A 20821-nucleotide genomic window follows, 5' to 3' on the forward strand; every position below is an offset into this window, starting at 1 on the left:
GATCAGTCGTGGTGCAGGTCGATGCCCTTGGTCTCACGAAGGGTGAGTGCCGCTATGGTGCTCACCGCCGCACAGAAAATGAAGTAGAACGTGGGCGACAGGTTGTTGTCGGAGACCGTGATCAGCCATGTCGCGATGAACGGTGCAGTGCCGCCGAGCAGCGAGTTCGAGATGTTGTTCCCGAAGGCGATGCCGCTGTAGCGCACCGAGGTCTTCAGCATCTCGGCGAAGGTGGTGAACGCGGATCCGTTGACCAGTGACACGAGGGCCATCAGGACGCACTGTGCGGTGATGGCCGGCCACACCGCCTCCTGGGCCATCAGCGCGAACATCGGGTACGCCGCCACGCCGGAGGCCACGCTGCCGATCGCGAGGACGGGTTTGCGGCCGAAGCGGTCCGAGAGCATGCCGGAGATCGGCATGCACAGACAGCCGACGACGAGGGCGAGACTGGTGGACAGGAAGGCCGTCCGCGGCGAGTGCCCGCCCACGGTCTGCAGGTAGGTCGCCGCGTACACGCTGGAGAGGTAGTACCCGCCGGTGATCACCGCGCCAAGACAGGCGATCCTCACGATCGTGGTGCCGGATGTGCGGAACAGCTCCTTGATGGGGAGATCCGCGGTTTCGCCGTTGTCCTGGGTCCGCTGGAACTCGGGGGTGTCCTCAAGCTGACTCCGGATCCACAGCCCGACGACGCCGATCGGCAGGGACAGCAGGAACGGGAGCCGCCAGGCCCAGTCGGTGATGGTCTCGGCGGGAAACCAGCTGGTCGCGGCCAACGCGACGAGGGATGCGAGGATCGAGCCGAGGTAGGTGCCGGTGTTCACCAGGGAGGTGAACGTGGCTCGGCGGTGCGCCGGCGCCGACTCGGCGACGAAAGCGTTGGCGCCCGAGAGTTCTCCGCCCGCGGCAAACCCTTGCAGGCAGCGGGTGAGGACCAGCAGGACTGTGGCCCAGATGCCGAGCGTCACGTGTGTCGGCAGGACGCCGATCAGTGCGGTCGACAGCACCATGAGCAGGATGGTCCACGACAGTGCGCGCTTGCGGCCGTAGCGGTCGCCCATGTGACCGAAGAAGACACCACCGGGGAGCCGGAGGAAGAACGCCACCGCGAACGTCGCGAAGGTGCCGAGAAGCTCGGCGTTCGGGTCTGAGGAGACGAAGAACAGGGCCCCCAGCATGGTGGCCATATAGCCGTAGATCCCGAAGTCGTAGTACTCGACGACGGTGCCGCAGATCGCGGCGGTCAGGGTCTTGGCCGGTTTCTGCCGTACGATCCTCCCCGGCCCCGGCGGGACAGCCGTCCCGGTATCACTGCCTGGGCTCATGACGTTGTTGACGGTCGGCTCCATTGCCATTCCTCTCTGGGGTCCTGAACTGCCGGACGATGCGGCTCGTGATGGTGGGACTTGAATCAGGTGGCGTTCAGGAAGGTCAGGGGATTTTCGACGAGAAGGCGTCTGCGGTCGCCCTCGGTGGGCGCGAACTGCTCGATCAGTTCGGCGCGGTAGGCATCGGAAGGAGTCCATCCGCGGCTTTGCGGGTGGGGAAAGTCGGTGCCCCAGAGCGTTCGCTCAGGAGCGTGTGCCGTGAGGGTTCTGGCGACGCCGACGGCATCGGTGAATGGTGGCGGTTCGATGCTCAGCCGGTCGATTCCGCTGAGCTTGACCCAGACGTGGCCGGCGTCGAGCAGCCGTAGCAGCGCGGCGAGGCGAGCGTCCGCCGCGCTGGAGGCGAGGTCGAAGCGGGCCATGTGGTCGATCACGACGCGGGCACCGAGCGACGCGATCACGTCCTCGTGGTCGAGTACGTCGGCGCCCATGAGGTGCAGCTCGATGTGCCAGTCGCGGGCTCGCGCGATCGCCGCGAGCCGGTCGAGTTCGGCCGGGGTGGGCACGTCGGCCAGCTCAGGCAGGAAGTGCACCCGCATCCCGCGTACACCGGCCTCGTGCAGTACGTCGAGTTCCGCCTCGGTCACCTCGGGGGTCAGCAGGGCGACACCGCGGTGGCGGCCCTCGCCCTTGCGCAGGGCGTCCAGCAGCACACGGTGGTCCGAGCCGTGCGCCACGGACTGCACGATGAGGGTCCGTTCTATGCCCAGCGCGGCATGCAGTCGTCCCAGGTCCTCGGCGGTCGCGTCCGGCGGAGTGGAGCGGGCGCCCCGCGCATAGGGAAAGCGCGATACTGGCCCGATCACATGGCAGTGCATGTCCCATGCGCCGGGCGGGAGGGCGAGCGTGGGGCGTCGCGGTTCCGGGTCCGGCGGCAGCGACACCTCGTGCGGGCCCAGGTCGACGACGTCGTGATCGTTCAGTCGCATCGGGCGCTCATCCCTCCGTCCACCACGATCTCCGTGGCGGTGACGAACCGGGACTCGTCGGAAGCCAGGAACAGCGCCGCGTAGGCGGTGTCCCGGCCGTCCCCGGCCCAGGGCAGCGGGATGCGCGCCGCGCGCTCGGCGAGCAGTCGCGTGACGTCCCCGCCGGTCCGCTGGGCTGCGAGCCGGGACTCGACGAGCGGGGTGTGCAGCTGTCCGGGGATCACCGTGTTGCAGCGGATGCCGTGTGCCGCGTACTGCACCGCCGTCACACGAGTGAAGGAGATCACGCCTGCTTTGGCCGAGGCGTAGGCGACCTGGGGGGAGCCCGTGTACCGGATCCCGGAGGTCGAGGCGTAGTTGACGATCGAGCCGGAGCCCTGCTCGGTCATCACGGGGAGTACAGCCCGGCAGGTGCGGTAGACACTGCCGAGGTTGAAGTCGAGTTGTCGCTGCCATTCCTCGGGCGGGAGCTCGGCCGCCCCGCCCTTGCGTGACCCGCCCACCACGTTGACCAGCACATCGACGCGGCCGTAGGTACGTACCGCGGTGTCCACCACCTCCTGCACGGATACGGCGTCGAGCGCGTCGCACACGATCGGCAGCACCGTGCCGCCCGACTCCTTGATCCGCTGCTCGGTGGTGCCCAGTGCCGTGGCGTCGATGTCCGCCGCCACCACGCGTGCGCCCTCCCGGGCGAACAGCGACGCACATGAGCTGCCGTTGCCCAGACCCGTGGCCTCTCCGCCGGCGCCGAAGACGATCGCCACCTTGTCGTGGAGACGTCCGCTCATACCCTGCTCCTGTCTTTCCGTCCTGCCAGTCATGCGATCGCCATCGCGTTGAGGAACCGCGAGACCATGTTGTAAGCGCTGACGGTCAGCGCGAGTTCCACGACGCCCCGGTCTCCCAGCCGGGCGCGGACCTGCTCGAACATGTCATGGGGAACGCGGCAGTCCCGCGTCAGCGTTTCAGTGAACTCCACCGCCGCCGTCTGCAGCGCGGTCAACGGGGTGGGGCCGACGGGTTCGCGCAGCCATTCCACCTGTTCGACGGTGAGTCCCTCGCCGAGCGCGAGGGGGGCATGAGCACGCCACTCGTACGGTGCGTCGTTGATCCGCGCCACGATGAGGATGGCCAGCTCGCGCAGATCGCCGGGCAGGGTCGACCGCTCGCGCACCGCGCCGAGCAGTTCGTTCCAGCCCAGGGCGATCTGGGGGGAGTACAGCAGGGCCTGGTCCAGCGCGCGCAGGTCGCCGCCACGCCGCGCGCGGATCCGGTCCGCGATCTCCCCATCGGCCATCGGCTCTGCCATCCGCGTCACAACAACCGCTCCATCCGTCAGGGTTCGTGCTGGTACGGCCTGGTTCCGCCCACGCTTGACACGACGATGCTGACAGGCAACAGTATGTACGTCAAGCGTACGTGTGTACGCAATGCGTACATCATCAAGTCGCTGTGAGCCCGCTGCGAACGGCGGGCCCGCAGCACCGAGAAGGACACGAGACCCGGTCTCGACGATCCGGAAAGGTCGACATGTCGGTCGACACCTCGTCCACCCGCAAGCACCTCGACCGCTACCCGGCCCCGTACCTGGCCATCGCAGGGCAGCGGCGCACCGGCGGGGGCCGCGAGACGTTCTCCGTGGTCAATCCGACCACCGGCGCCACGCTGGGCGCGCTGCCTCTGGCGACGGCGACGGACCTCAAAGACGCTCTCGCAGCCACCCGCGAAGCGTTCGAGACCTGGTCGGCCCTGAGCGTGTACGCGCGTCGAGAGGTGCTGCACTCCGCTGCCCGGTGGCTGCGTGAGAACAAGGACGAGGGTGCCACCCGCATCGCGCTGGAGCTGGGCAAGCCGTTCGGTGAAGCGCTCACCGAGGTGAACCTGTCCGCGTCGCTGCTCGAATGGGCCGCCGACGAGGCACTGCGCGCCTACGGCCGGATCATCCCGGGTCGCCGGCCCGGCCTGCACCTGGAGGCGCGGCTCAGGCCGGTCGGCCCGGTGTACGCGGTGTCCAGCTGGAACGCTCCGCTGAACACGCCGTCCCGCAAGGTGTCCGGAGCCCTGGCGGCGGGGTGCAGCCTCGTCCTCAAGCTCTCGGAGCAGGCGCCTTCGACGGGCTTGTTCCTGCTGGAAGCGCTGGACGCGGCGGGCGCACCCGCCGGGTTGGTGCAGATGGTGTCCGGCCACGGTCCCGACATCAGCGACGTGCTGATCCCCAGCGACGAAATCCGGATGATCACCGTGACCGGCTCGGTCGGGCTCGGCCGCACACTCGCCGCCCAGGCGGCCGGACACCTCAAGCCGCAGATCCTGGAACTCGGTGGACATGCCCCGGTGGTCGTGCACAGGGACACGGACGTGGCGAAGGTCGCGCGCGGCGCGGCTCGTGCCAAGTTCCGCAATGTGGGCCAGACATGCATCTCTCCGACCCGGTTCCTCGTACACCAGGACATCCACGACCGCTTTGTCGCCGAGTTCGTCGCGGAAACCTCTCGGATGACCGTCGGAGATCCTTTCGCGGACGGGACCGCCATCGGACCGATGCAGAACGAGAAGCAGTGCGCGCACATCGAGGGGCTGATCGCGGACGCCGTCGAGCGCGGCGCCCACCTGGCCGCCGGAGGCGAGCGGCTCCAGGACGGGAGCCTGTTCCTCGCACCCACAGTCCTCACCGGGGTCCCCGCGGATGCCCGCGTCCGGTCCGTCGAGCCGTTCGGCCCGCTCGCCACAGTGGAGTCGTACACGGCCCTTGAGGAAGCCGTGGCAGCGGCCAACTCCGTCAGTGTCGGCCTGGCCGCCTACGCTTTCACCGCGTCCGGCCCGACAGCCGAGTACCTCGCCACCCACCTCCGGGCGGGCAACATCGTGCTGAACAACTGGAATGCCTCGTTCCCCGAGACGCCGTTCGGCGGCGTCCATGACTCCGGCTACGGGCGCGAGGGCGGTGTCGAGGGCGTGCGGGACTTCATGACGACCGTATTCGTCAGCAACGAGTACTGACGGCGACGATCAGCAACAGCATCCCCGTACCGCGTCGCTTCGCATCGCGGCGATGTCCGTTCGGCCCAGGGCGTGTTTCGAGGTCCCGTCCGCATCCGGGCGCAGGCTCTCACGACGACCGGGCGCAGAGCGGCGGGTGCTCCCTGCGGTTCGCGACGCCACCTTTCAGCAGCCGCGGCCTCCCGCGGGCGCCCGTGACAGGACGCACCGAAACCCCCGTCCCAGTGATGTACCGAGAGAAGGACTGAATCATGAGTGAAGTGACCATCGGCGTCTGCGGCTTGGGCAACATGGGCCTGCAGGTCGCACGGCGTGCCGCCACCGTACGGCCCGGCCCCTGCTTCGACGTCAGCGAGGCGGCGCGGGCGAACGCCGCGGCAGAGGGCCTGCAGCCGACCGCGGAGCTGTCCGACCTGTCCGGCTGCGACGTCGTCGTGCTCTGCCTGCCGCGCTCCGACATCTCCCTCGACACGGCGCGCCGGCTCGCCGAGCTGCTGGAGAAGGGGTCCGTCGTCATCGAGACAAGCACCGTGAGCCCTAACGACATCGCCGCGATGGAGGCCTACCTGGAGCCCAAGGGAATCCGGGTGATCGACGCGGCGATCATCTCAGGCGTCCCGGCCATGGCCGCCGGTACGTCGACGATGCTCGTCGGCGCCGACGAGCATTCCGCGGGCGAACTGGTCGTACAGATCATCAACGCCCTCAGCGCCAAGGTGACCTGGCTCGGTCGCCCCCGGGCCGCCATGGCCATGAAGGTCATCCACAACGCCGTCGCACACGCGACCATGGTGACGCTTTCGGAAGCGCGGGCCATGGGCCTGCCCTATGGCATCACCGAGGAGATGCTGGTCGAGATGCTCCGCGGCGAAGAGGCGGGCCTGCTTCGACCGCTGCTCCACCGCATCGGCGAGCGTGTCCCCGCCCGAGACTACGCCGGCGGCATGTCGCTGGAAGCGGCGCGCAAGGACTCGTTGCTGGCCCTGGCGATGGCAGCCGAGTGGCGCGTCCCGCTCTACTCGATCGGCGCGACCCACACCGCCTTCGAGAACGCCGTCGGCCGGTTCAACGGACGTGACGACTACGCGGTGATCGCCGAGCTGTGGACACGGCCGCAGGACGGCGAGCGGGACTGAGATCGGCAGGACCTGCGCCCGGCCTCCCCTTCTGCGTCATTCCTGACTGAGCGTTTGGTCCGGTGATCCATGTTTTGGTCCCGGGTCAGGTTCCGCGCCAGTGGGGGATGGCTTCGCCGGTGCGTCTGCGGGCCATGAGGCCGATCTTGCGATGTGGATCATGGCTTCGGAGCGGTGCGGATGGCGTTCGTAGTCGCTGGCGAGGCATCGGTGATGCATGAGCCAGCCGATACTGCGCGAGATGGCCCATCGTCTTGGGACGATGGTGAACCCGCGGCTGCCGGGTGGGCGGTGGACGGGGTGGACGTCGATGCCGAGGCGGGCGCCGTGGTCGAGGGCGGCTGCCCGGCAGGGCCCTCGTCCCCCACCAGTTCCGCCATGACCGGATCCAGCAGCGCGTCCGCGACGGCCACCACTTCGGGAAAAACGACCGCGTCGCGCCCCACCACCCGCCAACCCGTCACATCAGCCCCGGCACTGCCGCCCGCCACCTGATGAAGGCGCCGCGGCCAGATCGTCTCCCGCTCCCAGCACAGGGCTGCTCCCACCACCGGCACACCACCGCATGCGCCAGCACGAACACCTGCCGCGGCTCCCGCCCCCGCCCGCACCGCTCGCCGCACCGCCCGCCGCACCACCCCCCGCCCACCGCCGCTGCGCCGCCATCACCTCAGGCACGGCCCGCAACTCGAGATACTCCAGCGGCTGGTCGGCGTCCGCATCGGCCCATCAGCGACAAAGTCGTTTCCCCACCCAACGCAGGGACACGGAACACCCCAGCACGGCCAGGGACATCGAAGGGGACCGCGCCAGCAACGTCGTCGGTCATGGCCCTCACAAGATCGGCTAGGCAGCCGACCGCGGCAGCCCAGTCGCCGAGGCGCTGCCGTGGGTCATGCGGCCCCGAACAGGACCCCGGAGAAACGGCCCGGGGCCCCGTCGGGGGCGTACCGTCCAACGACGGCAAAACCCCACCGTCACGCGGGCGCCGGGCTACGGCACCCCCATCACCCCGGCGACCTTCCGACCAGTGCGGCGGCCTGCGGCGGCAAGCACCTGTCGAGGGCGTCGACGTCGGTACACAGCTTGGCGCGCAGCCCAAGCAGGCACCCCTCGGTGAACAGCCCCTGCTCATCCACTCCTGCCGTCTCGCCCGCCTCACCACCCAACGGCCGGCAGTCGCCTGATGGCCCTCAGCACGGCCCCCGCCGCGCCCGTATCCGCCAAGCAGCTGGAGAACATCACCAGCGAGGCGGAGCTCCACGCCCTGGACCGTGCCCTGGTCGTCCTGTCTGTCGACCCCGAGGCCGGCGTCCTCATCCCCGGCACCATGGCCGGCCCCTAGTTACGCCAGTACACCGACGACATCGAGCACGTCCGCATCCTCAGCAGCTCGGCGAGCAGGTGCACGAGGTCGGTGACCGCGCGGCCGTGGATCCCGGCCTCGGGAGCGCCGGAGAGCTCGATGCGCTCGTACGGCTCCAGCATCGGCAGGCGCCGCTCAGCGATGTCGACCGCCACATCCCGCAGCAGCCGCAGAGCTGCGGACCGGCTCACCACCGAAGGCCGGATCCGGGTGACCCGGCTGCTGGCCGCTTCGATGATCTCCCGGGCTTTCGCTTCTGCGTCCTCCAGCCGCGCCGCGGCATCCCGCGCGGCCGCGAGACGTCCCTGCTCAGACTCCCTCTGAGCACGTTCAAGGTCAGCAAGCCGCTGTTCGGTCACACCAGCCGCCTTGGCCAGCCGCAGCCGTTCCTCCGCCTGCTGCCGCCGCAGTTCCTCACGCTCCGCCAGGTCCTGCGCCGCGGCAAGCTCCGCCTCCAATTCAACACACCGGCGCTGCACCGCATTGCGTTCGCGGACCGCTTCCTCGACCGCGGCCGTCAAGGTCTCGACCCTCTCGCGCAGCCGCTCACACTCCCGGGTCAGATCGTCCCGCTGCCGCAGATACAGATCTCCCTCCCCCCCCCCGAAGCCCGGTCGTGAACGCCGGCTTCCTCCAACTGCCTTACCTGCAGCCCTCGTTCCTGTGGGTTGTTGCCGGTGGGGTCGGTGTAGGTGGTGGGGGAGGACAGGGCGTACTGGTAGAGGTTGGCGCCGCCGACTTGCGCGAATGGAACGGCCGGACCCCCTGCCAACCCGGTGGCGGATCGAATATCCCGCCGAGGACTTTCGGCGTACGCCGAAACCGATTGTCGCCGCAACGCGGCCCAGGTGAGTCTTCTCGGCAGGCGCGGCCCACCCGGCCGAACCACCACCGACAGAGACGGGGAACTCACCATGCGCACCTCGCGTTCACTGCGGTTGCTCGGCGCGGCGGCTGGCGGCCTGTCGCCCATCGCACCGGACGCGGCCCACTCGGCCGCCGTGGGCCACGGCACCGGCGACAATCCCGACGGGCGGATGTCCCGCGCTGCGCCGGTGTGCGGCGGCAACGTCCTCGACCGTACAAAGCGGTACTGAGCCATGTTCCGATGGAGCAGATGGCGTTCCGTAGCAGTGCTGTGTGCCGTGGTCATGGCCGTGACGACCGCCCTGCTCAGCCCTTCGGCCACCGCGGCAACGAACGCGGCGACCGACGCGGCGTCGTCCGCGCCACGTGACGCGGCCGGTGTCACCGTGCCGGCCGGTGTGACGGCGGGAGTCGCCGTCTTCGACCGGCAGACCGGCACCTTCACCGAGCAGCTGAACCCGAACATGCAGTTCCGGTCGGCCTCCGTGGTCAAACTGCTGATCGCGCTGGACTACCTCTGGAACCGCGGCCCGGACTACCAGATCCCGTCCGGTGACCAGGCCAAGTGGAACTCCATGCTGCGCAGCAGCGACGACGACGCGGCCAGCGAATTCTGGGTGCGCAACGGCGAGGGCTCGATCGTCACCCGGATGGCCCGTGAGCTGTCCCTCTCCAGCAACACGACCCCACCGCCCGCCAACCAGGACGGCATGTGGGGCTACACAGCCTTGACGGCCGCGGACACGGTGAAGATCTACCGTTACCTGCTGGACACGGCGCCCGCCCGCGTCCGCGAACTGATCATGGGCAATCTGAAGCAGTCCACACGCTGCTCCGCCACCGACCACTTCGACCAGCACTTCGGTATCGCGGGCGCCTTCAACAAGCCGTGGGCCGTGAAACAGGGCTGGTCGGGTTTCGGTGACATCGAGCAAGGTACGTGCCGCCCCGCCACGTCGGCCCTCAACGGCAAGGCAGCGTCCGTCGACCTGACGAAACCGGCGCTGCACACGACCGGGACGGTGGGTGCCGGTGACCGCTCCATCGTGGCCGTCTACACCCTGCACGACGTCGGCACCTCGTACGGCAAGGCGTACACCGACCTGGGCAGGCTGACCCGTTCGCTGAACGTTCCCGGTGGCGTACGACCGGCGGGCACGTGGTTCGGCACCTGGAGCTCCGGTGTCAACGTCCGCCCCGAGCCCAACACCACCCGCGACCCGCTCCTCCAGCTCCCCGCCGGGGTCGAGGTGCTGGTCGGCTGCCAGACGCGAGGGGAGACCGTCTCGGTCCCGCCCTACACCAACGAGTGGTGGGCCTACCTGCCTCAGTACGGGGGCTATGTCAGCAACATCTACATGAGCAGTCCGGACAACCAACTGCCCGGCGTCGCGCAGTGCTGAGCAGTGCATCACGGTGCGGCGAAGGGCCTGCGGGAAGAGCTGGGCAGGCACCCGGCACCTTTCGGCCGAACTCGAAAAACAATGAGAAAAGGACAGGTGGATGACCAGGACCAGGAAGTGTCTCTCCCTCTGGATGGCAGCCCTCGCCCTGACGGCGGGCGGTGTGATCGCCGCCCCTTCGGCCAGTGCCGCTGCCAGCGCCGAGTGCGGAGTCCGGGCGAGCGACGGCCGGCTGTGGTGCGGGAACGGAGCCCCCGCCATTCTGCGCTCGGGCGCCTACCACGAAGCGAACATAACGGGGCAGCTCTATTCCACCTTCAGCTGGTTCGACTGCTGGACCTATGGCGGACTGCACGGCGGTGGCAACACCACCTGGTACCACACCAAGGGTGACTGGACCGCTCCTGGCTACGACGGGTGGGGCTACGTCCCGGCGGACTGGGTCAACACACCGTCCTCGTTCGACGCCGATCCGAGCGCGCGCGGTCTGCGGCACTGCTGAGAGCAGCACTGCCGAGCTCGCCGGACCACTCCTTGATGTCGTCGGTCTCGTCCACGAGACCGACGGCATCGTCGTCGTGGCGTCCCATGTCGGCGACCCGGTCCCAGGAAGCGTTCCTGGCAGCCGCCGGGCCTCTCGTGCGTGCCTGACCGAACCGTACGTTCAGCGTTCGTGCCCTGCTCACCAGCGCGCACAGACGTTTGTGTGCAGCGCGGGGCGCATGCTGCTGATGCAACGAGGGTATGCACTGTAGGCGCATAAGGGCACGCATACACCTCGATGTCGACGACGTGGACGCCGATGCTCCCGTAGGAGATTCCCGCCGACACCGCGCCGGACGTCAGCGGCGTGGCGCAGTAGCAGCAGGCCCTGCCCGCGTCCTGCTCCCCGCTGAGTTCTATCGCGGGACGCGGCCGCGGCAGGACTTTCACCACGACCGCTCGCCAAACGGGACTACGTCGTACTTCTCGCGGCCGGGCTCGCATGCGAACTTGTTGCCGCCGCGAGGCCTCGTCGGGTCGGGCAGCGTGATAAGCGGCTCCGGAGTCGTCTGCTGGATCATCCGAATGCCTCCGAGGGAAGTCGTCCCCTGTGCACTCTGGACGCGAGGGCTCAGCCGCCCAGCCCGCCCTGAGCTGCTGCGGCTTCCGCCAGCATGAAGCGATCGCGGCGGCGCTGCCCCTGCTGGCCGGCCAGGAACATGCGGCCATGGTCAGCCTTCGTCGTACGTGAGGAGCTGGCGGTGGCTGCTTCTCCTACGGGCGCGTGCTGACGAAGCGCACGGCCGGTCCCCAGCCGGCCTTCACCGACTCCATGCACCACTGGCACAGCGGGATGCCGCCGCTGCCGTACTTGTGGGTTTTGCGCTGGCACGCGACGCAGGGGCCGGCCTTGTCGCCAGGACAGACCAGCGCGGACGGGTCCGGTTCGGTGATCGGCGGGAGAGCGGTCAGCAACGGCGTCCCTGTACGAAACGCCAACAGGCCGCGGCGAGCTACGCACCATGGCCAGGGGTCTGCCTGGGGCCACGCCGGTCGAGGGCATCCTCAAGTACGGCGCGGATGTCTTCAGGGATATCGCCGCTGTGCCCCCAGGCCACGATCAGTTCGGCGACCTGGCGCAGGGACAGGCCGGTGCGCTGGGAGATGTCCTCGAGCACGATCCATCCCTGGCCCGAGCTCACGCGGCCCAGGGCGACTACCAGGCCGACCGCCTGGTCCTCCACCGTTCGAGAGGCCATGGCCTCGTTCAGCTGTGCGCATTGTTCCTCCAGCTTGGCGATGAGCTCACGGTCGGGGGTGTCGTCGCGGGAAGAGGTCACGTGACCATCGTGCAAACTGACGCCTGCGGCCTCAACTCCACCTGCGCTCGGCGTGCGACGCTGTCGGGCCTGTGGCGCCGCGCAATCGCGTGCCGCTCGGTGCAGCCTCACCAGCCTGCCGGCGGTCCAAGCGACGCGATCGCGGAAGCACCCATCCTGCAACGCGGTGACCGGTATGCCGGTTCTACATGCCGGCTCCCGGCAGGCGTCGTTCTTCCAGCACTTCAAGGACCTCGATCTTGTGCGAGGGGATGATGTGAGCTGTGGGGATGTAGTGGCTGGTGGTCCACCAGGCGTCCGTATCCACTTCCTGGCCTGCACGCCCCCACTGGACCATCTCCAGCTCCTCTCCGGGACGGAAGATTCTGAGCGTCTGCTCGAGAGAGTGGGCGTGGTGTTCTGCGCGGATGCGGACCCGGGCTCGCACGAACCAGTCCGTCGTGGCGAGGTGCCCCGGTGAATTGTGTTCGCTCATCCTCAAGGTCTATCCGAGGTGGCCGGCCGGGCGCCACGGTCTCGGCGTCGCAAGATATGTAACGATATGTGGGCATTTGTTCCGCATGGTTAACATGGCTCCATGCCGGTCAGAAGGCTCGTGGTTTTCCGGTTCCACCGCGACCCGCTGGTCTGCCGGGCCCGTGTCGGCCTCATCCGACGGCTCAACCCTGGCGTGCCTGTGCTCGGAGTCTTCTGTGGGCCGGGGTGGCTGGCGTGGTGCGGCTTTCCGCCTGGCCGGCCGGAGGGCACTGGGGCTGGATGCCCTGTACGTCTCCCGGCACAGCGGGCCCTGGAACTGGAAGAACGGCGACCTGGTACCGCTGCCCTGCTACCGCGAGGCAGCAGGCCACCAACTGTCCTTCGACGGCTCAGGCGCTGAGCGCTTCGTGAAGGGTGGGATGGCAGTCGATGACGGTGTCGAGGCCGACGATCTGGATGGTGCGCATGACGGAGTTGGTGGGTGCGGCCAGGCGTAGCCAGCCGCCGGCGGCGGTGGCGTTGTGGTGGGCGGCGATGAGGATGTTGATGCCGGTGGAGTCCATGAAGGTGACTCGCCGCAGGTCGATCACGACAGGTGGCTGAGGGACGGGGATGGTGAGCGCTTGGCGCAGCGTTCCGCAGGTGTCGTAGTCGATCTCACCGGCGAGCGTGAGGATGCGGATGCCCTCGCTGGTGGTCTCCGTGATCGCCAGGTGGCCTGCCGGCGGATCTTGTTCGGTGTCTGGCATCTTGTCCCCAGTCATGCCAGTGATCCTGGCATACCAGCGCCTTCACCTGCAGTCGGCCTCTGGCCGGCCCCAAGCTGTGCAGGGAAAGTCCTCTTCGGCCCGTAGCTGAAGCACTTGGAGGTCACCGGCGTCCGGGTTGGCCGCGTCTTTCACACCAAGCGGCCGGCGACGTTGCCGCCAGGGTCGTCGGCCAGTACGACTGCGGCCTTGATCCTTTTTCCTACGGGTTCGCGGTGTACCTCAATGCTGCGGCAGACGGCCATGACGATCTCCAGTCCGTGCTGGCCTATCCGGTCGGGATCGGCGGCCTGGGCGATCGGCAGGACCGGTTCGCTGTCCCACACCGTCACCTCGACAGCTCCGTCGTTGATCTCCAGCGTGAGCAGGCAGGGGCCGGGAGCGTATTTGCGGGCGTTGGTGACCAGCTCGCTGACCACCAGCTGGACCATGCCCATCGCCCGGGCGGACACGGGAAGCCCGTGCACGGCCTGTACATCTGTCAGGAACGAACGGGCCAGGTCCCGGGCCTCGGCGATCTCCGCACTGTCTTCGAACGCGGCCGAAACCGATATCTGCCTGCTGGCTTGGGACTCGCGCCCCTCGCCCTCTTCCGCCTGCACCATGCGGTCCGCCTTGCGCCCTGGAGTCTTCACCCGACCAACACCGTTTGCCCCCATAATGCGGACACAGGCGCGACAAATGGGCGATCACCTGAACATTACTCTGGACGGGTGTGCGCTGACGTGACGCACAAGCGGTCCCCAGCCGGCTTCCGGCACGGCTGCTCGAGTCGCGTCCGGCGCGTAGGGGGCGCTCGAAGGGCCATCGAGGGACCGGCCGCTTGATCGATCTCAATCATCTCAAGGAGAGGGCATCTTTGTGGTCTTGGGGCCGTCTGTGAGCCGGCTGCCGAGCCCGGCGTGCCGGGGCAGCCACAGGCATTCAGTGAATCATCTACGGGTCAGCCAAAAACCAGCAGGTCACCACTGTCTGATGGTTCTGTGACGGTGTATCCGAGCTGCACCAGCAGCCCTGAAACCGCGGCTTGCACGATCGCCTGCAGCTGTCGTTCGAGGCTCCAGGCTGGTCCTTCGCCGGCGAGGTGAACCCGTCCGAAGCTGTCCATAGCACCAGCACCCCGGCCGGCACCTCCGTCACCGAAATCCCTGGCCTGCCGTCCTCCATGTCCTCGCCCACGAGATGGAACCCCGCCCGCTTCAAGGCATGGCGCACCCGCGCGGGCAGGGCACGCGGCGCAGACGGCCCAGGCCTGCTCCGGATGCGCGTGATCAACCCACCGGGTTCAACAGGCACCCTATGCGGGTGGTTCAGTCGTCGGACTTGTTGTGCTTGCTCTTGCCGCGTTCGTCTTTGTCCTCGCGATCGTCGTTGCCGTCCGGTGCTGGTGTGGTCGCGGCCCGCGTAATGGTCGGAGCTGCGGTTGACCGCGTGGCGGAGGGGTTGGCTGAGGTGGCCGTCGTGGAGACGGGTGTGGTGGGGGCGGGAGTGTTGTCGGTTCCGGAGTTCACCGTGGCGCCAATGATGGCGGCTGCTGCGAACAGTGCGATGGCCGCGCCGCCCAGCAAGACTTTTGGGGCCCAGTTGCGGTGGCGGCGTGGGCGGGAGTGTGAGGCGCCGGCCGCAGCACGACGAGGCGGTGGCATCGGGGGAGGGACGGCGGTGGGGTGCGGCGCGGCAGGGGCGGGCGTCCAGTCCTGCCCACTCAGCCAGTCGGCCGCCTGCTCGGCGGTGGGCCGGTGAGCTGGGTCCTTGGCCAGCAGGCGCAGTACATAGTCGGACAGCGCGTGTGGCGTATCGGGCCGCAGATGGGCGGGCGGGGGCGGGGAGGCGTCCACGTGCTGCTGGACGACGGCCAGCGTGGTGGCGCCGCGGAACGGAGGGCGGCCGGTGAGGAGCTCGTACAGGACGCAGCCCAACGAGTAGACGTCCGAAGCCGGGGTGGCCGGACGTCCCAGGGCTCGTTCGGGGGCGAGATAGTCGCCGGTGCCCATGACCTTGCCGGTGGCGGTCAGGGTGACGGCAGCCGCATCGGCGAAGCGGGCTATGCCGAAGTCGGTGATCTTCGCAGTACCGTCGGCGGAGAGCATCACGTTGGCGGGCTTGATATCCCGGTGGATCACTCCCTGCTGGTGCGCGGCGACGAGCCCAGTGGCCATCTGTGCTGCGACGGCCGCGGCCTCCTGCGGGGCCAAGGCACCGCGCAGGGAGCGTTCCTGGGCCAGGCTCCAGCCGTCGACCAGCTCCATGACCAGGTAAGACTGGCCGTCGTGGGAGCCGAAGTCGTACACGCTCACCACGTTGGGGTGGTTCAGCCGTGCCGAGGTCTGCGCCTCCATACGAAACCGCTCGCTGTCCGCCGCCTCCGCCCCCTGCATCAATTTGACCGCCACCGGGCGCCCGAGAAGCTGGTCGTCGGCTCGCCACACCTCACCCATCGCGCCGCGCCCCAACGGCTCTTCCAGCCGATAGCGCTCTGCCAGCAGCACCTGTTGCACCCACCCCGAACGACGACAACGCCTTGATGCCACAAACCCGAATACTCACGATCAATGATCATTTGTCGTGTGGCGTGCCCAGGGTATCGGCCAGTCGGCGCTGGTGCGGGCCCCGTCGGCACAGGTCCGTCTTCTACAGCGCACCACCGCATGACGGCGTCACACCCGATGTGCATTCCTGTCGGCGCGATCGCCGCCGCGACGCGTGCACCGGCTCGTGCCGGCCGGCAGCTTCCTTCGGCGGCTTGGCCTTGTCGGTCGGCTTCGGGATGCACGGGCCTTTCGGTACGACGCCGCGAATGTGCGTACCACGTGTGTCGTCTGTAAGGCTGTGGAGTGTGGCTGCCCGCATGTGTGTTGGTCTCGCAACCTTCAGCGATCAGGTGTGACATCCCGAGCTCGCGCAGCGCTGGACAGAGTGACCCCGGGCGGGGTCAGGGCACCTGCACTCCAGGGGGAGGCTCGCGGGTGCCGACATGCAGAGGCAGGCTCGGTTCCCCCCGTGCCGGGTCTGCCTCTGCTTGTTGCTGGGTGGAGGACCGGACCGAGCGGGCCTTCGCAGCATTCCAGGGCGGCCCGCGCTGGAGTGCCCGCTGTCCGTCGACGCCGATGGGCCCTGCGCAGAAGGCCTGTCAGCGACTCGAGGCAGTCCGCACGACGGCAGGAGCCGGAGCCCGACACTCCTGACCCGGATGCGGTGAGGCCTCTGCTTGGCTGGCCGTGGTCGCACCCCCGCCCACGGACCCGACCATGGTGTGCGGGCAAGCTGGCTCACCCCGTCCATGGCTGGTCACAGCCTTGCCCAGGTGGCTTTGATCACGAGTTTGAGCAGCGCTTGTTCACCAGTTCGGGAGGCGCTGCAACCGGGTCTGAATCGAACGGCCTGGCCGGGTGAGGGCGGTGCGTAGAAGGTCTGTTGTGGTGAATTGACGGGCGGGCGCGTGACCGATCGGGGGTGTCCAGAGGTTCCCCTCGGGATGGAGGGCAGGCGCAGTGCGTTGTATCCGGCTCGATGTCGACCCGCACCGGTACCCATCTGCTGCCCTCGATTTTCGGCAGCGATATCAGACTGTTGGAGGCCAACATGAACATCGATAAGCCCGAGATCGACCCCCCCGAGGGTGAGGCGCCCACCGAGCTGGAGATCGTCGACCTCTGGGAGGGGGACGGCGCCGAGGCGAAGGCTGGCGACTTTGTCCAGGTCCACTACGTGGGTGTTGCGTACAGCAGCGGGGAGGAGTTCGACGCCAGCTGGAACCGCGGCACGCCGCTCGAGTTCCAGCTCGGGGCTGGGCAGGTTATCGCCGGCTGGGACCAGGGGGTCCAGGGGATGAAGGTCGGTGGTCGGCGCAAGCTCACCATCCCGGCGTACCTCGCCTACGGGGACGAGGGTGCTGGTGGCGGCCGGATCGCCCCGGGCGAGAGTCTGATCTTCGTCTGTGATCTTATGTCCGTCTGATCACTGGCTAGGGCCAACGCAGCGGCGGAGCGAGGTACACCGGCATCGGGCCATCGGCCCCCTTGCGGAGGCCGATGGCCCAAAGGAAGACGCACTCGGGCGGCTCCGCCCCTACGCGGCGTGTAACGCGGCTCGGTCGGGCTGGCAGACGCCAGCTGTGGCCTGCACCAGCTGCCTGGACAGAAAGCATTCGAATAACGGCCTTCGCTGCTGCTGCTCGAAGTCGTGAACATCCGCTGCCCGCTGTCGTGAACAAAGCCACGCAGGTCCCGCACAGGGCGAACCTTGGTCGCAGGTCAGGGTCTGATGCTCAGATAGGGGATAACGCGCTGTGGGCCGGCGATCAGGAGCCCGGGAATGAGTGCCGCAGTCAAAGAGCACCACGAGCGCAGGAATCCCCGGACCCCCAGGTGCGACAGCAGGGCATAGACCGCCAGTCCAGCAGCCAGTGCCGTCAGAATGGCGACTACCAGGCGCAAAGACTCCTTGAGAGTCTCTCGGGTGATCGACAGCGGGGTGACATCCGCCAGGGCGTCATGGGGGAGCAGCGCACCAACTCGCCCTTGGGCGTATCGCTCGCCAATGCTGATGAGTTTTTGGGCGATGTCGCGAAGCGCCACATCCGGTTCGCTGTCGAGTCGAACGAGATCTTGCCGAAGCGCACCAGCGACGTGGGCTGCATGCTGCCGGGCGGACGCGTGACGCGGCGATGACCAGGCTATGGTCCTGACAGTGCGGTGTGCCCGCAGCAGGTCCCGCTCGATTCGGCGGTGTTGACGATCGAGCTTACGCAAGCGGGAGGTGCGCGCGGAGCAGGGCTGTTCCTGGATATCGGCGCACAGGACCACCGCCCGCGCGGTTCTTACGGTTAGTCGATAACGCACTGCCACTCCGCCGACGCGTGTCCGCCGAAACAGCCAGACCACGGGATACCAGGGCAGGGTGAGGATCACCATCGCCAAGTAGACGTTGACGGATGCGGAGTCGGGATCCTTGCCGCTGAGCGACACGGACATGGTTCCGGAGACGGCCGCAAAGATAAGTGGAGGCAAGAGGACTCCGAGGACCAGAACGGCGGCCACTACGGCGCCTTCCGCCAAGTCATTTCCCTCGGTGTGATACGCGCGTAGGGCCGTCCCGGTATCGGAGACCTCCGCGCGTGGCAACGCCAGGCGGGCAGCTGCATCCTCAAGACCACGTAATGCGTCAGCCGCCAATTGCTCGCGGCGACGGTGCCCCGCTGCCGCCTGGCGCGCCGCAGGGTGCCCCGGTGAAATATGCATCAGAATCCTCCCCCTTCGCCTCCATCCTGCCCGAGATCATCACAAGATTCCGGGGCTGGACAGCGCGGAATCTGACCGAGCGGGGCCGCCCACATCGCAGCACGCCAGACCCAGGGAACGGAGCTGAGCGCGTGCCTGCGGCGCGATCCTTGCCGAAGATGTCCTGCTAGTCGGCGACGGCCTTAGTTTTCCGCTCTGGCCACAGCATGTCTCACCAGCGGATGCCGAGGGCGTCCAATGCCGCGCGGCGTCTCTACGCGCACCGCGGTCGTAGGTTGCCACCGCGTGTGCGGCGCCCAGGTAGATCATTAGGGCCCCCGCGGGGCGTTGGCGCGTCGGGCACCACGGACGTTGCCAGGCTGGCTGTACCGGGCAGCTGACGACGGTGGCCGCCTTGGCGTGAAGGCGGCCACCGCTATCTCTACGGCATGGAGTCCAAGAACGGGCGACCGTGCTCGTGCATCATCCGGATGGCGTGCTCGTATTCGGCTTCGTCCTCAAGGATCAGAGCCATGTGCGTCTCGGTGTTGTAGATCGTTCCGAGCCCGAGGTCAGAAGTGATGACGACCCAGCCGTCCTCGGTGCCGTCCCACAGGTAGTCCAGGCTCTCGGGCTGGTCTGTCATGGTGTTACCCCGTGCTTTGTGAACGTGACAACCATGCCGCCCCTTCCGACCGGGATGATCTGGGCAGACCCTGCCCGAGGTACCCCCGACCATGAAGCAGACCACGACAGGTCAGCGCGTTGGCCACCACGGACATCGAGGCGGGCGACTTCCGTCGGGCATGCTGGACCGGCTGTGCCGGTTGTGAAGGGCGTGGGAGTGGAGGGGACAGTGTCCCCGGGCCTCACCTATTGCCTGCGGGGACGATCGTTCGGCTGAAGCCCCGCAGAGCCTTTCGCCGCGTAGGCGACCGCCCTTCACCCCTACAGCATGAGTGCGGCCCCGGTCAGTGAACTGCCCGGGGCCGCACCGTGTATTGCGCTGGCCTTGACCGACGCACTCCGGCTGCCTTCACTTGTCTGAGAGCGGTGGCATGGGAGTGAAGCCTCCCGGAGCTCCGTCACCCCGGCCCGCTGCGCCATAACCCCGACCATGGCGATGGACACCCCGACCATCGGGCTACGGCGGTCTGAAGGTGGGGGCGTCTGTGGGCGTGAGGTCGGTGCGTGTGCGTGCGAGCCGGACGGCTTGGCGCCAGCGGCCAGCACGGTCGGGGATTCCCGGCCACCATGATCGGCTATGGCGAGGTCGCCAGCGTCATTTCCCAGTGGGACCGCGAGAGCGTGGCGTCGGCCTCGAAGCTGACCGCGCCCCTCACCTGGCTTGCGGCGGCCGTCACGCCCTTGCTCAGGCGCCCGGAGCCCGGGCTGGCGCAGGCAGCAGATGAACTGTTCATTGCAGTCACCGAGCACTACACCGATGCGGACCGGCCCGTACGGGCACTTGAGGCGTTCCACCAGGCACTGCGACCCGCGCTGGAGGCGCCCGCCGTCCGTCGACGCCGATGGGCTCTGCGCAGAAGGCCGGCCAGCGACTCGAGACAGTTGGAGCCCGCACGGCAGGAGCCAGGGCCCGACGCCCCCTGACGCGAATGCGTACGCCCCCGCTGGCTGTGGTCGCACCCCCGACCACGGACCCGACCACAACCTGCGGGCACACTGGCTCACCTGGCTTTGTTCACGAGTTGCGACAGCGGATGTACGCGACTTTGGACAGCACCATGAACCGGTCGTGTTCGATGTTCACGAGAAGCGACAGCACCACCTGATGCGGCACCGGGTCTGCTCAGCGTCGGTTGCCTTCCGGCCGGGCTCCGGTGGTCAGCCCGGGGGTGACCAGGGCGAGCCAACGGGCCCGGGCCGCGGGCGGTTGGTCGGTGGGAGCGGTGGAGAACAGCAGGTAGATGTCACTGACCGTGACGTCGGGGTGGATGTCGCCGTCGGACTGGCCAGCCCGGATGAGTGCGGCGACGGCGTTGCTGCCGCGGTCCTCGTCGGCGCGGTCGCCCGGCTCCGCGCCCAGCGTCTGGGCGGCCGCCTTCACGGCGCGATCGGTTACGGACTGCTCGATGACGCGGCCGAGGAAAGCGGTCAGCTCGTCCGCGGCCCGGGCTCCGGCGTCGACACGGGCGAGGACGGCTTCGGCGTCGTCGGCGACACGGGCGACGCACTCGGCGACGACGGCGGCGACCAGATCCGTCTTGGTGGGGAAGTGCCGGTACAGGGTGCCCACGGCCACGCCCGCAGCGGCGGCTATCTCATCCATGCCGACCTCGGGGCCGTGCTGGGTGATCTGCTCACCGGCGGCGGTGAGGATCTTCCGTCGGTTGCGGACCGCGTCGGCGCGCGGCGCCCTGGCCTGGGTCACGGAACTTGCCCGCCCTTTCACTTGCATCAAGATGAACCAAGGTTCAGG

23 protein-coding genes and 1 pseudogene are annotated in these 20821 nt (G+C 68.3%); 8 read left to right on the plus strand and 16 right to left on the minus strand.

Annotated features, from left to right (window positions below; translation table 11 throughout):
* Positions 1–2: 2 nt before the first annotated feature.
* The 4 genes from M2163_RS04305 to M2163_RS04320 all read right to left on the minus strand — a co-directional run bounded on the left by M2163_RS04305 (position 3) and on the right by M2163_RS04320 (position 3632).
* On the minus strand, positions 3–1352 hold the full coding sequence (locus M2163_RS04305; protein WP_280854411.1) for an MFS transporter: 1350 nt from the start codon (positions 1350–1352) through the stop codon (positions 3–5).
* Between the two features lie 62 nt (positions 1353–1414).
* Positions 1415–2320 (minus strand): amidohydrolase family protein, encoded by a 906-nt coding sequence (locus tag M2163_RS04310; RefSeq protein ID WP_280854410.1) that lies wholly within the window; start codon positions 2318–2320, stop codon positions 1415–1417.
* A complete protein-coding gene (locus M2163_RS04315; RefSeq protein WP_280854409.1) occupies positions 2311–3111 on the minus strand; it encodes an SDR family NAD(P)-dependent oxidoreductase in 801 nt (266 codons plus the stop codon). The genes M2163_RS04310 and M2163_RS04315 overlap by 10 nt, the downstream gene beginning before the upstream one ends.
* A gap of 29 nt (positions 3112–3140) precedes the next feature.
* Complete coding sequence (locus M2163_RS04320; protein WP_280855121.1) at positions 3141–3632, minus strand: carboxymuconolactone decarboxylase family protein; 492 nt, start codon at positions 3630–3632, stop codon at positions 3141–3143.
* Between the two features lie 221 nt (positions 3633–3853).
* Here M2163_RS04320 and M2163_RS04325 point away from each other — a divergent pair, with 221 nt between their 5' ends.
* Both M2163_RS04325 and M2163_RS04330 read left to right on the plus strand, forming a co-directional pair.
* Positions 3854–5323 carry an aldehyde dehydrogenase family protein gene (locus tag M2163_RS04325; protein WP_280854408.1) on the plus strand — a complete coding sequence of 490 codons (1470 nt, stop codon included), beginning with the start codon at positions 3854–3856 and terminating at the stop codon, positions 5321–5323.
* Positions 5324–5574: 251 nt separating this feature from the next.
* Positions 5575–6459, plus strand: coding sequence for an NAD(P)-binding domain-containing protein (locus M2163_RS04330; RefSeq protein ID WP_280893101.1), 885 nt, complete (start codon positions 5575–5577; stop codon positions 6457–6459).
* Between the two features lie 85 nt (positions 6460–6544).
* On the opposite strand, the pseudogene M2163_RS46565 reads toward M2163_RS04330, so the two are convergent.
* Positions 6545–6795: pseudogene (locus M2163_RS46565) on the minus strand (IS5/IS1182 family transposase); the annotation flags it as partial.
* Positions 6796–7645: 850 nt separating this feature from the next.
* Here M2163_RS46565 and M2163_RS04335 point away from each other — a divergent pair.
* The gene (locus tag M2163_RS04335) at positions 7646–7804 is read left to right on the plus strand and encodes a hypothetical protein (RefSeq protein ID WP_280855169.1); all 159 of its coding nucleotides are present in this window, start codon (positions 7646–7648) and stop codon (positions 7802–7804) included.
* Here the strand turns inward: M2163_RS04335 and M2163_RS04340 are convergent.
* Positions 7801–8346, minus strand: coding sequence for a hypothetical protein (locus M2163_RS04340; protein WP_280893102.1), 546 nt, complete (start codon positions 8344–8346; stop codon positions 7801–7803). The genes M2163_RS04335 and M2163_RS04340 overlap by 4 nt on opposite strands.
* Positions 8347–8739: 393 nt before the next feature.
* Between M2163_RS04340 and M2163_RS04345 the strand changes: the two genes are divergently transcribed.
* The 3 genes from M2163_RS04345 to M2163_RS04355 all read left to right on the plus strand — a co-directional run bounded on the left by M2163_RS04345 (position 8740) and on the right by M2163_RS04355 (position 10597).
* Complete coding sequence (locus M2163_RS04345; protein WP_280893103.1) at positions 8740–8922, plus strand: hypothetical protein; 183 nt, start codon at positions 8740–8742, stop codon at positions 8920–8922.
* A gap of 54 nt (positions 8923–8976) precedes the next feature.
* A complete protein-coding gene (locus M2163_RS04350; protein ID WP_280893104.1) occupies positions 8977–10095 on the plus strand; it encodes a hypothetical protein in 1119 nt (372 codons plus the stop codon).
* 100 nt (positions 10096–10195) lie between these two features.
* Complete coding sequence (locus tag M2163_RS04355; RefSeq protein ID WP_280893105.1) at positions 10196–10597, plus strand: hypothetical protein; 402 nt, start codon at positions 10196–10198, stop codon at positions 10595–10597.
* 755 nt (positions 10598–11352) lie between these two features.
* On the opposite strand, the gene M2163_RS04360 is transcribed toward M2163_RS04355, so the two are convergent.
* The 7 genes from M2163_RS04360 to M2163_RS04390 form a co-directional block, all read right to left on the minus strand.
* Entirely contained in the window at positions 11353–11553 is a 201-nt protein-coding gene (locus M2163_RS04360; RefSeq protein ID WP_280854402.1) for a hypothetical protein, read from the minus strand.
* 38 nt (positions 11554–11591) lie between these two features.
* Positions 11592–11918 carry an ANTAR domain-containing protein gene (locus M2163_RS04365; protein WP_280854401.1) on the minus strand — a complete coding sequence of 109 codons (327 nt, stop codon included), beginning with the start codon at positions 11916–11918 and terminating at the stop codon, positions 11592–11594.
* 184 nt (positions 11919–12102) lie between these two features.
* Positions 12103–12393 (minus strand): hypothetical protein, encoded by a 291-nt coding sequence (locus M2163_RS04370; RefSeq protein WP_280854400.1) that lies wholly within the window; start codon positions 12391–12393, stop codon positions 12103–12105.
* 391 nt (positions 12394–12784) lie between these two features.
* Complete coding sequence (locus M2163_RS04375; RefSeq protein WP_280893106.1) at positions 12785–13159, minus strand: STAS domain-containing protein; 375 nt, start codon at positions 13157–13159, stop codon at positions 12785–12787.
* A 134-nt stretch (positions 13160–13293) separates the two neighbouring features.
* Complete coding sequence (locus tag M2163_RS04380; RefSeq protein WP_280893107.1) at positions 13294–13767, minus strand: ATP-binding protein; 474 nt, start codon at positions 13765–13767, stop codon at positions 13294–13296.
* A gap of 338 nt (positions 13768–14105) precedes the next feature.
* A complete protein-coding gene (locus M2163_RS04385; RefSeq protein ID WP_280854397.1) occupies positions 14106–14270 on the minus strand; it encodes a hypothetical protein in 165 nt (54 codons plus the stop codon).
* A gap of 202 nt (positions 14271–14472) precedes the next feature.
* Positions 14473–15651, minus strand: coding sequence for a serine/threonine-protein kinase (locus M2163_RS04390; protein WP_280893108.1), 1179 nt, complete (start codon positions 15649–15651; stop codon positions 14473–14475).
* A gap of 1093 nt (positions 15652–16744) precedes the next feature.
* Between M2163_RS04390 and M2163_RS04395 the strand changes: the two genes are divergently transcribed.
* Positions 16745–17119, plus strand: coding sequence for an FKBP-type peptidyl-prolyl cis-trans isomerase (locus M2163_RS04395; protein WP_280893147.1), 375 nt, complete (start codon positions 16745–16747; stop codon positions 17117–17119).
* Positions 17120–17415: 296 nt separating this feature from the next.
* Here M2163_RS04395 and M2163_RS04400 read toward each other — a convergent pair whose 3' ends face one another.
* Positions 17416–18402, minus strand: a complete 987-nt coding sequence (locus M2163_RS04400) for a hypothetical protein (RefSeq protein WP_280893109.1) — start codon at positions 18400–18402, stop codon at positions 17416–17418.
* Positions 18403–18823: 421 nt separating this feature from the next.
* Positions 18824–19027: a hypothetical protein gene (locus M2163_RS04405; protein ID WP_280854394.1), complete on the minus strand. Its 204-nt coding sequence runs from the start codon at positions 19025–19027 to the stop codon at positions 18824–18826.
* 608 nt (positions 19028–19635) lie between these two features.
* Here M2163_RS04405 and M2163_RS04410 point away from each other — a divergent pair.
* Positions 19636–19992: a hypothetical protein gene (locus M2163_RS04410; RefSeq protein WP_280893110.1), complete on the plus strand. Its 357-nt coding sequence runs from the start codon at positions 19636–19638 to the stop codon at positions 19990–19992.
* 199 nt (positions 19993–20191) lie between these two features.
* Here M2163_RS04410 and M2163_RS04415 read toward each other — a convergent pair whose 3' ends face one another.
* Positions 20192–20773 (minus strand): TetR family transcriptional regulator, encoded by a 582-nt coding sequence (locus M2163_RS04415; RefSeq protein WP_280893111.1) that lies wholly within the window; start codon positions 20771–20773, stop codon positions 20192–20194.
* Between the last annotated feature and the right edge of the window lie 48 nt (positions 20774–20821).

The sequence above is a fragment of the Streptomyces sp. SAI-135 genome, assembly GCF_029893805.1.
Taxonomy (GTDB): domain Bacteria; phylum Actinomycetota; class Actinomycetes; order Streptomycetales; family Streptomycetaceae; genus Streptomyces.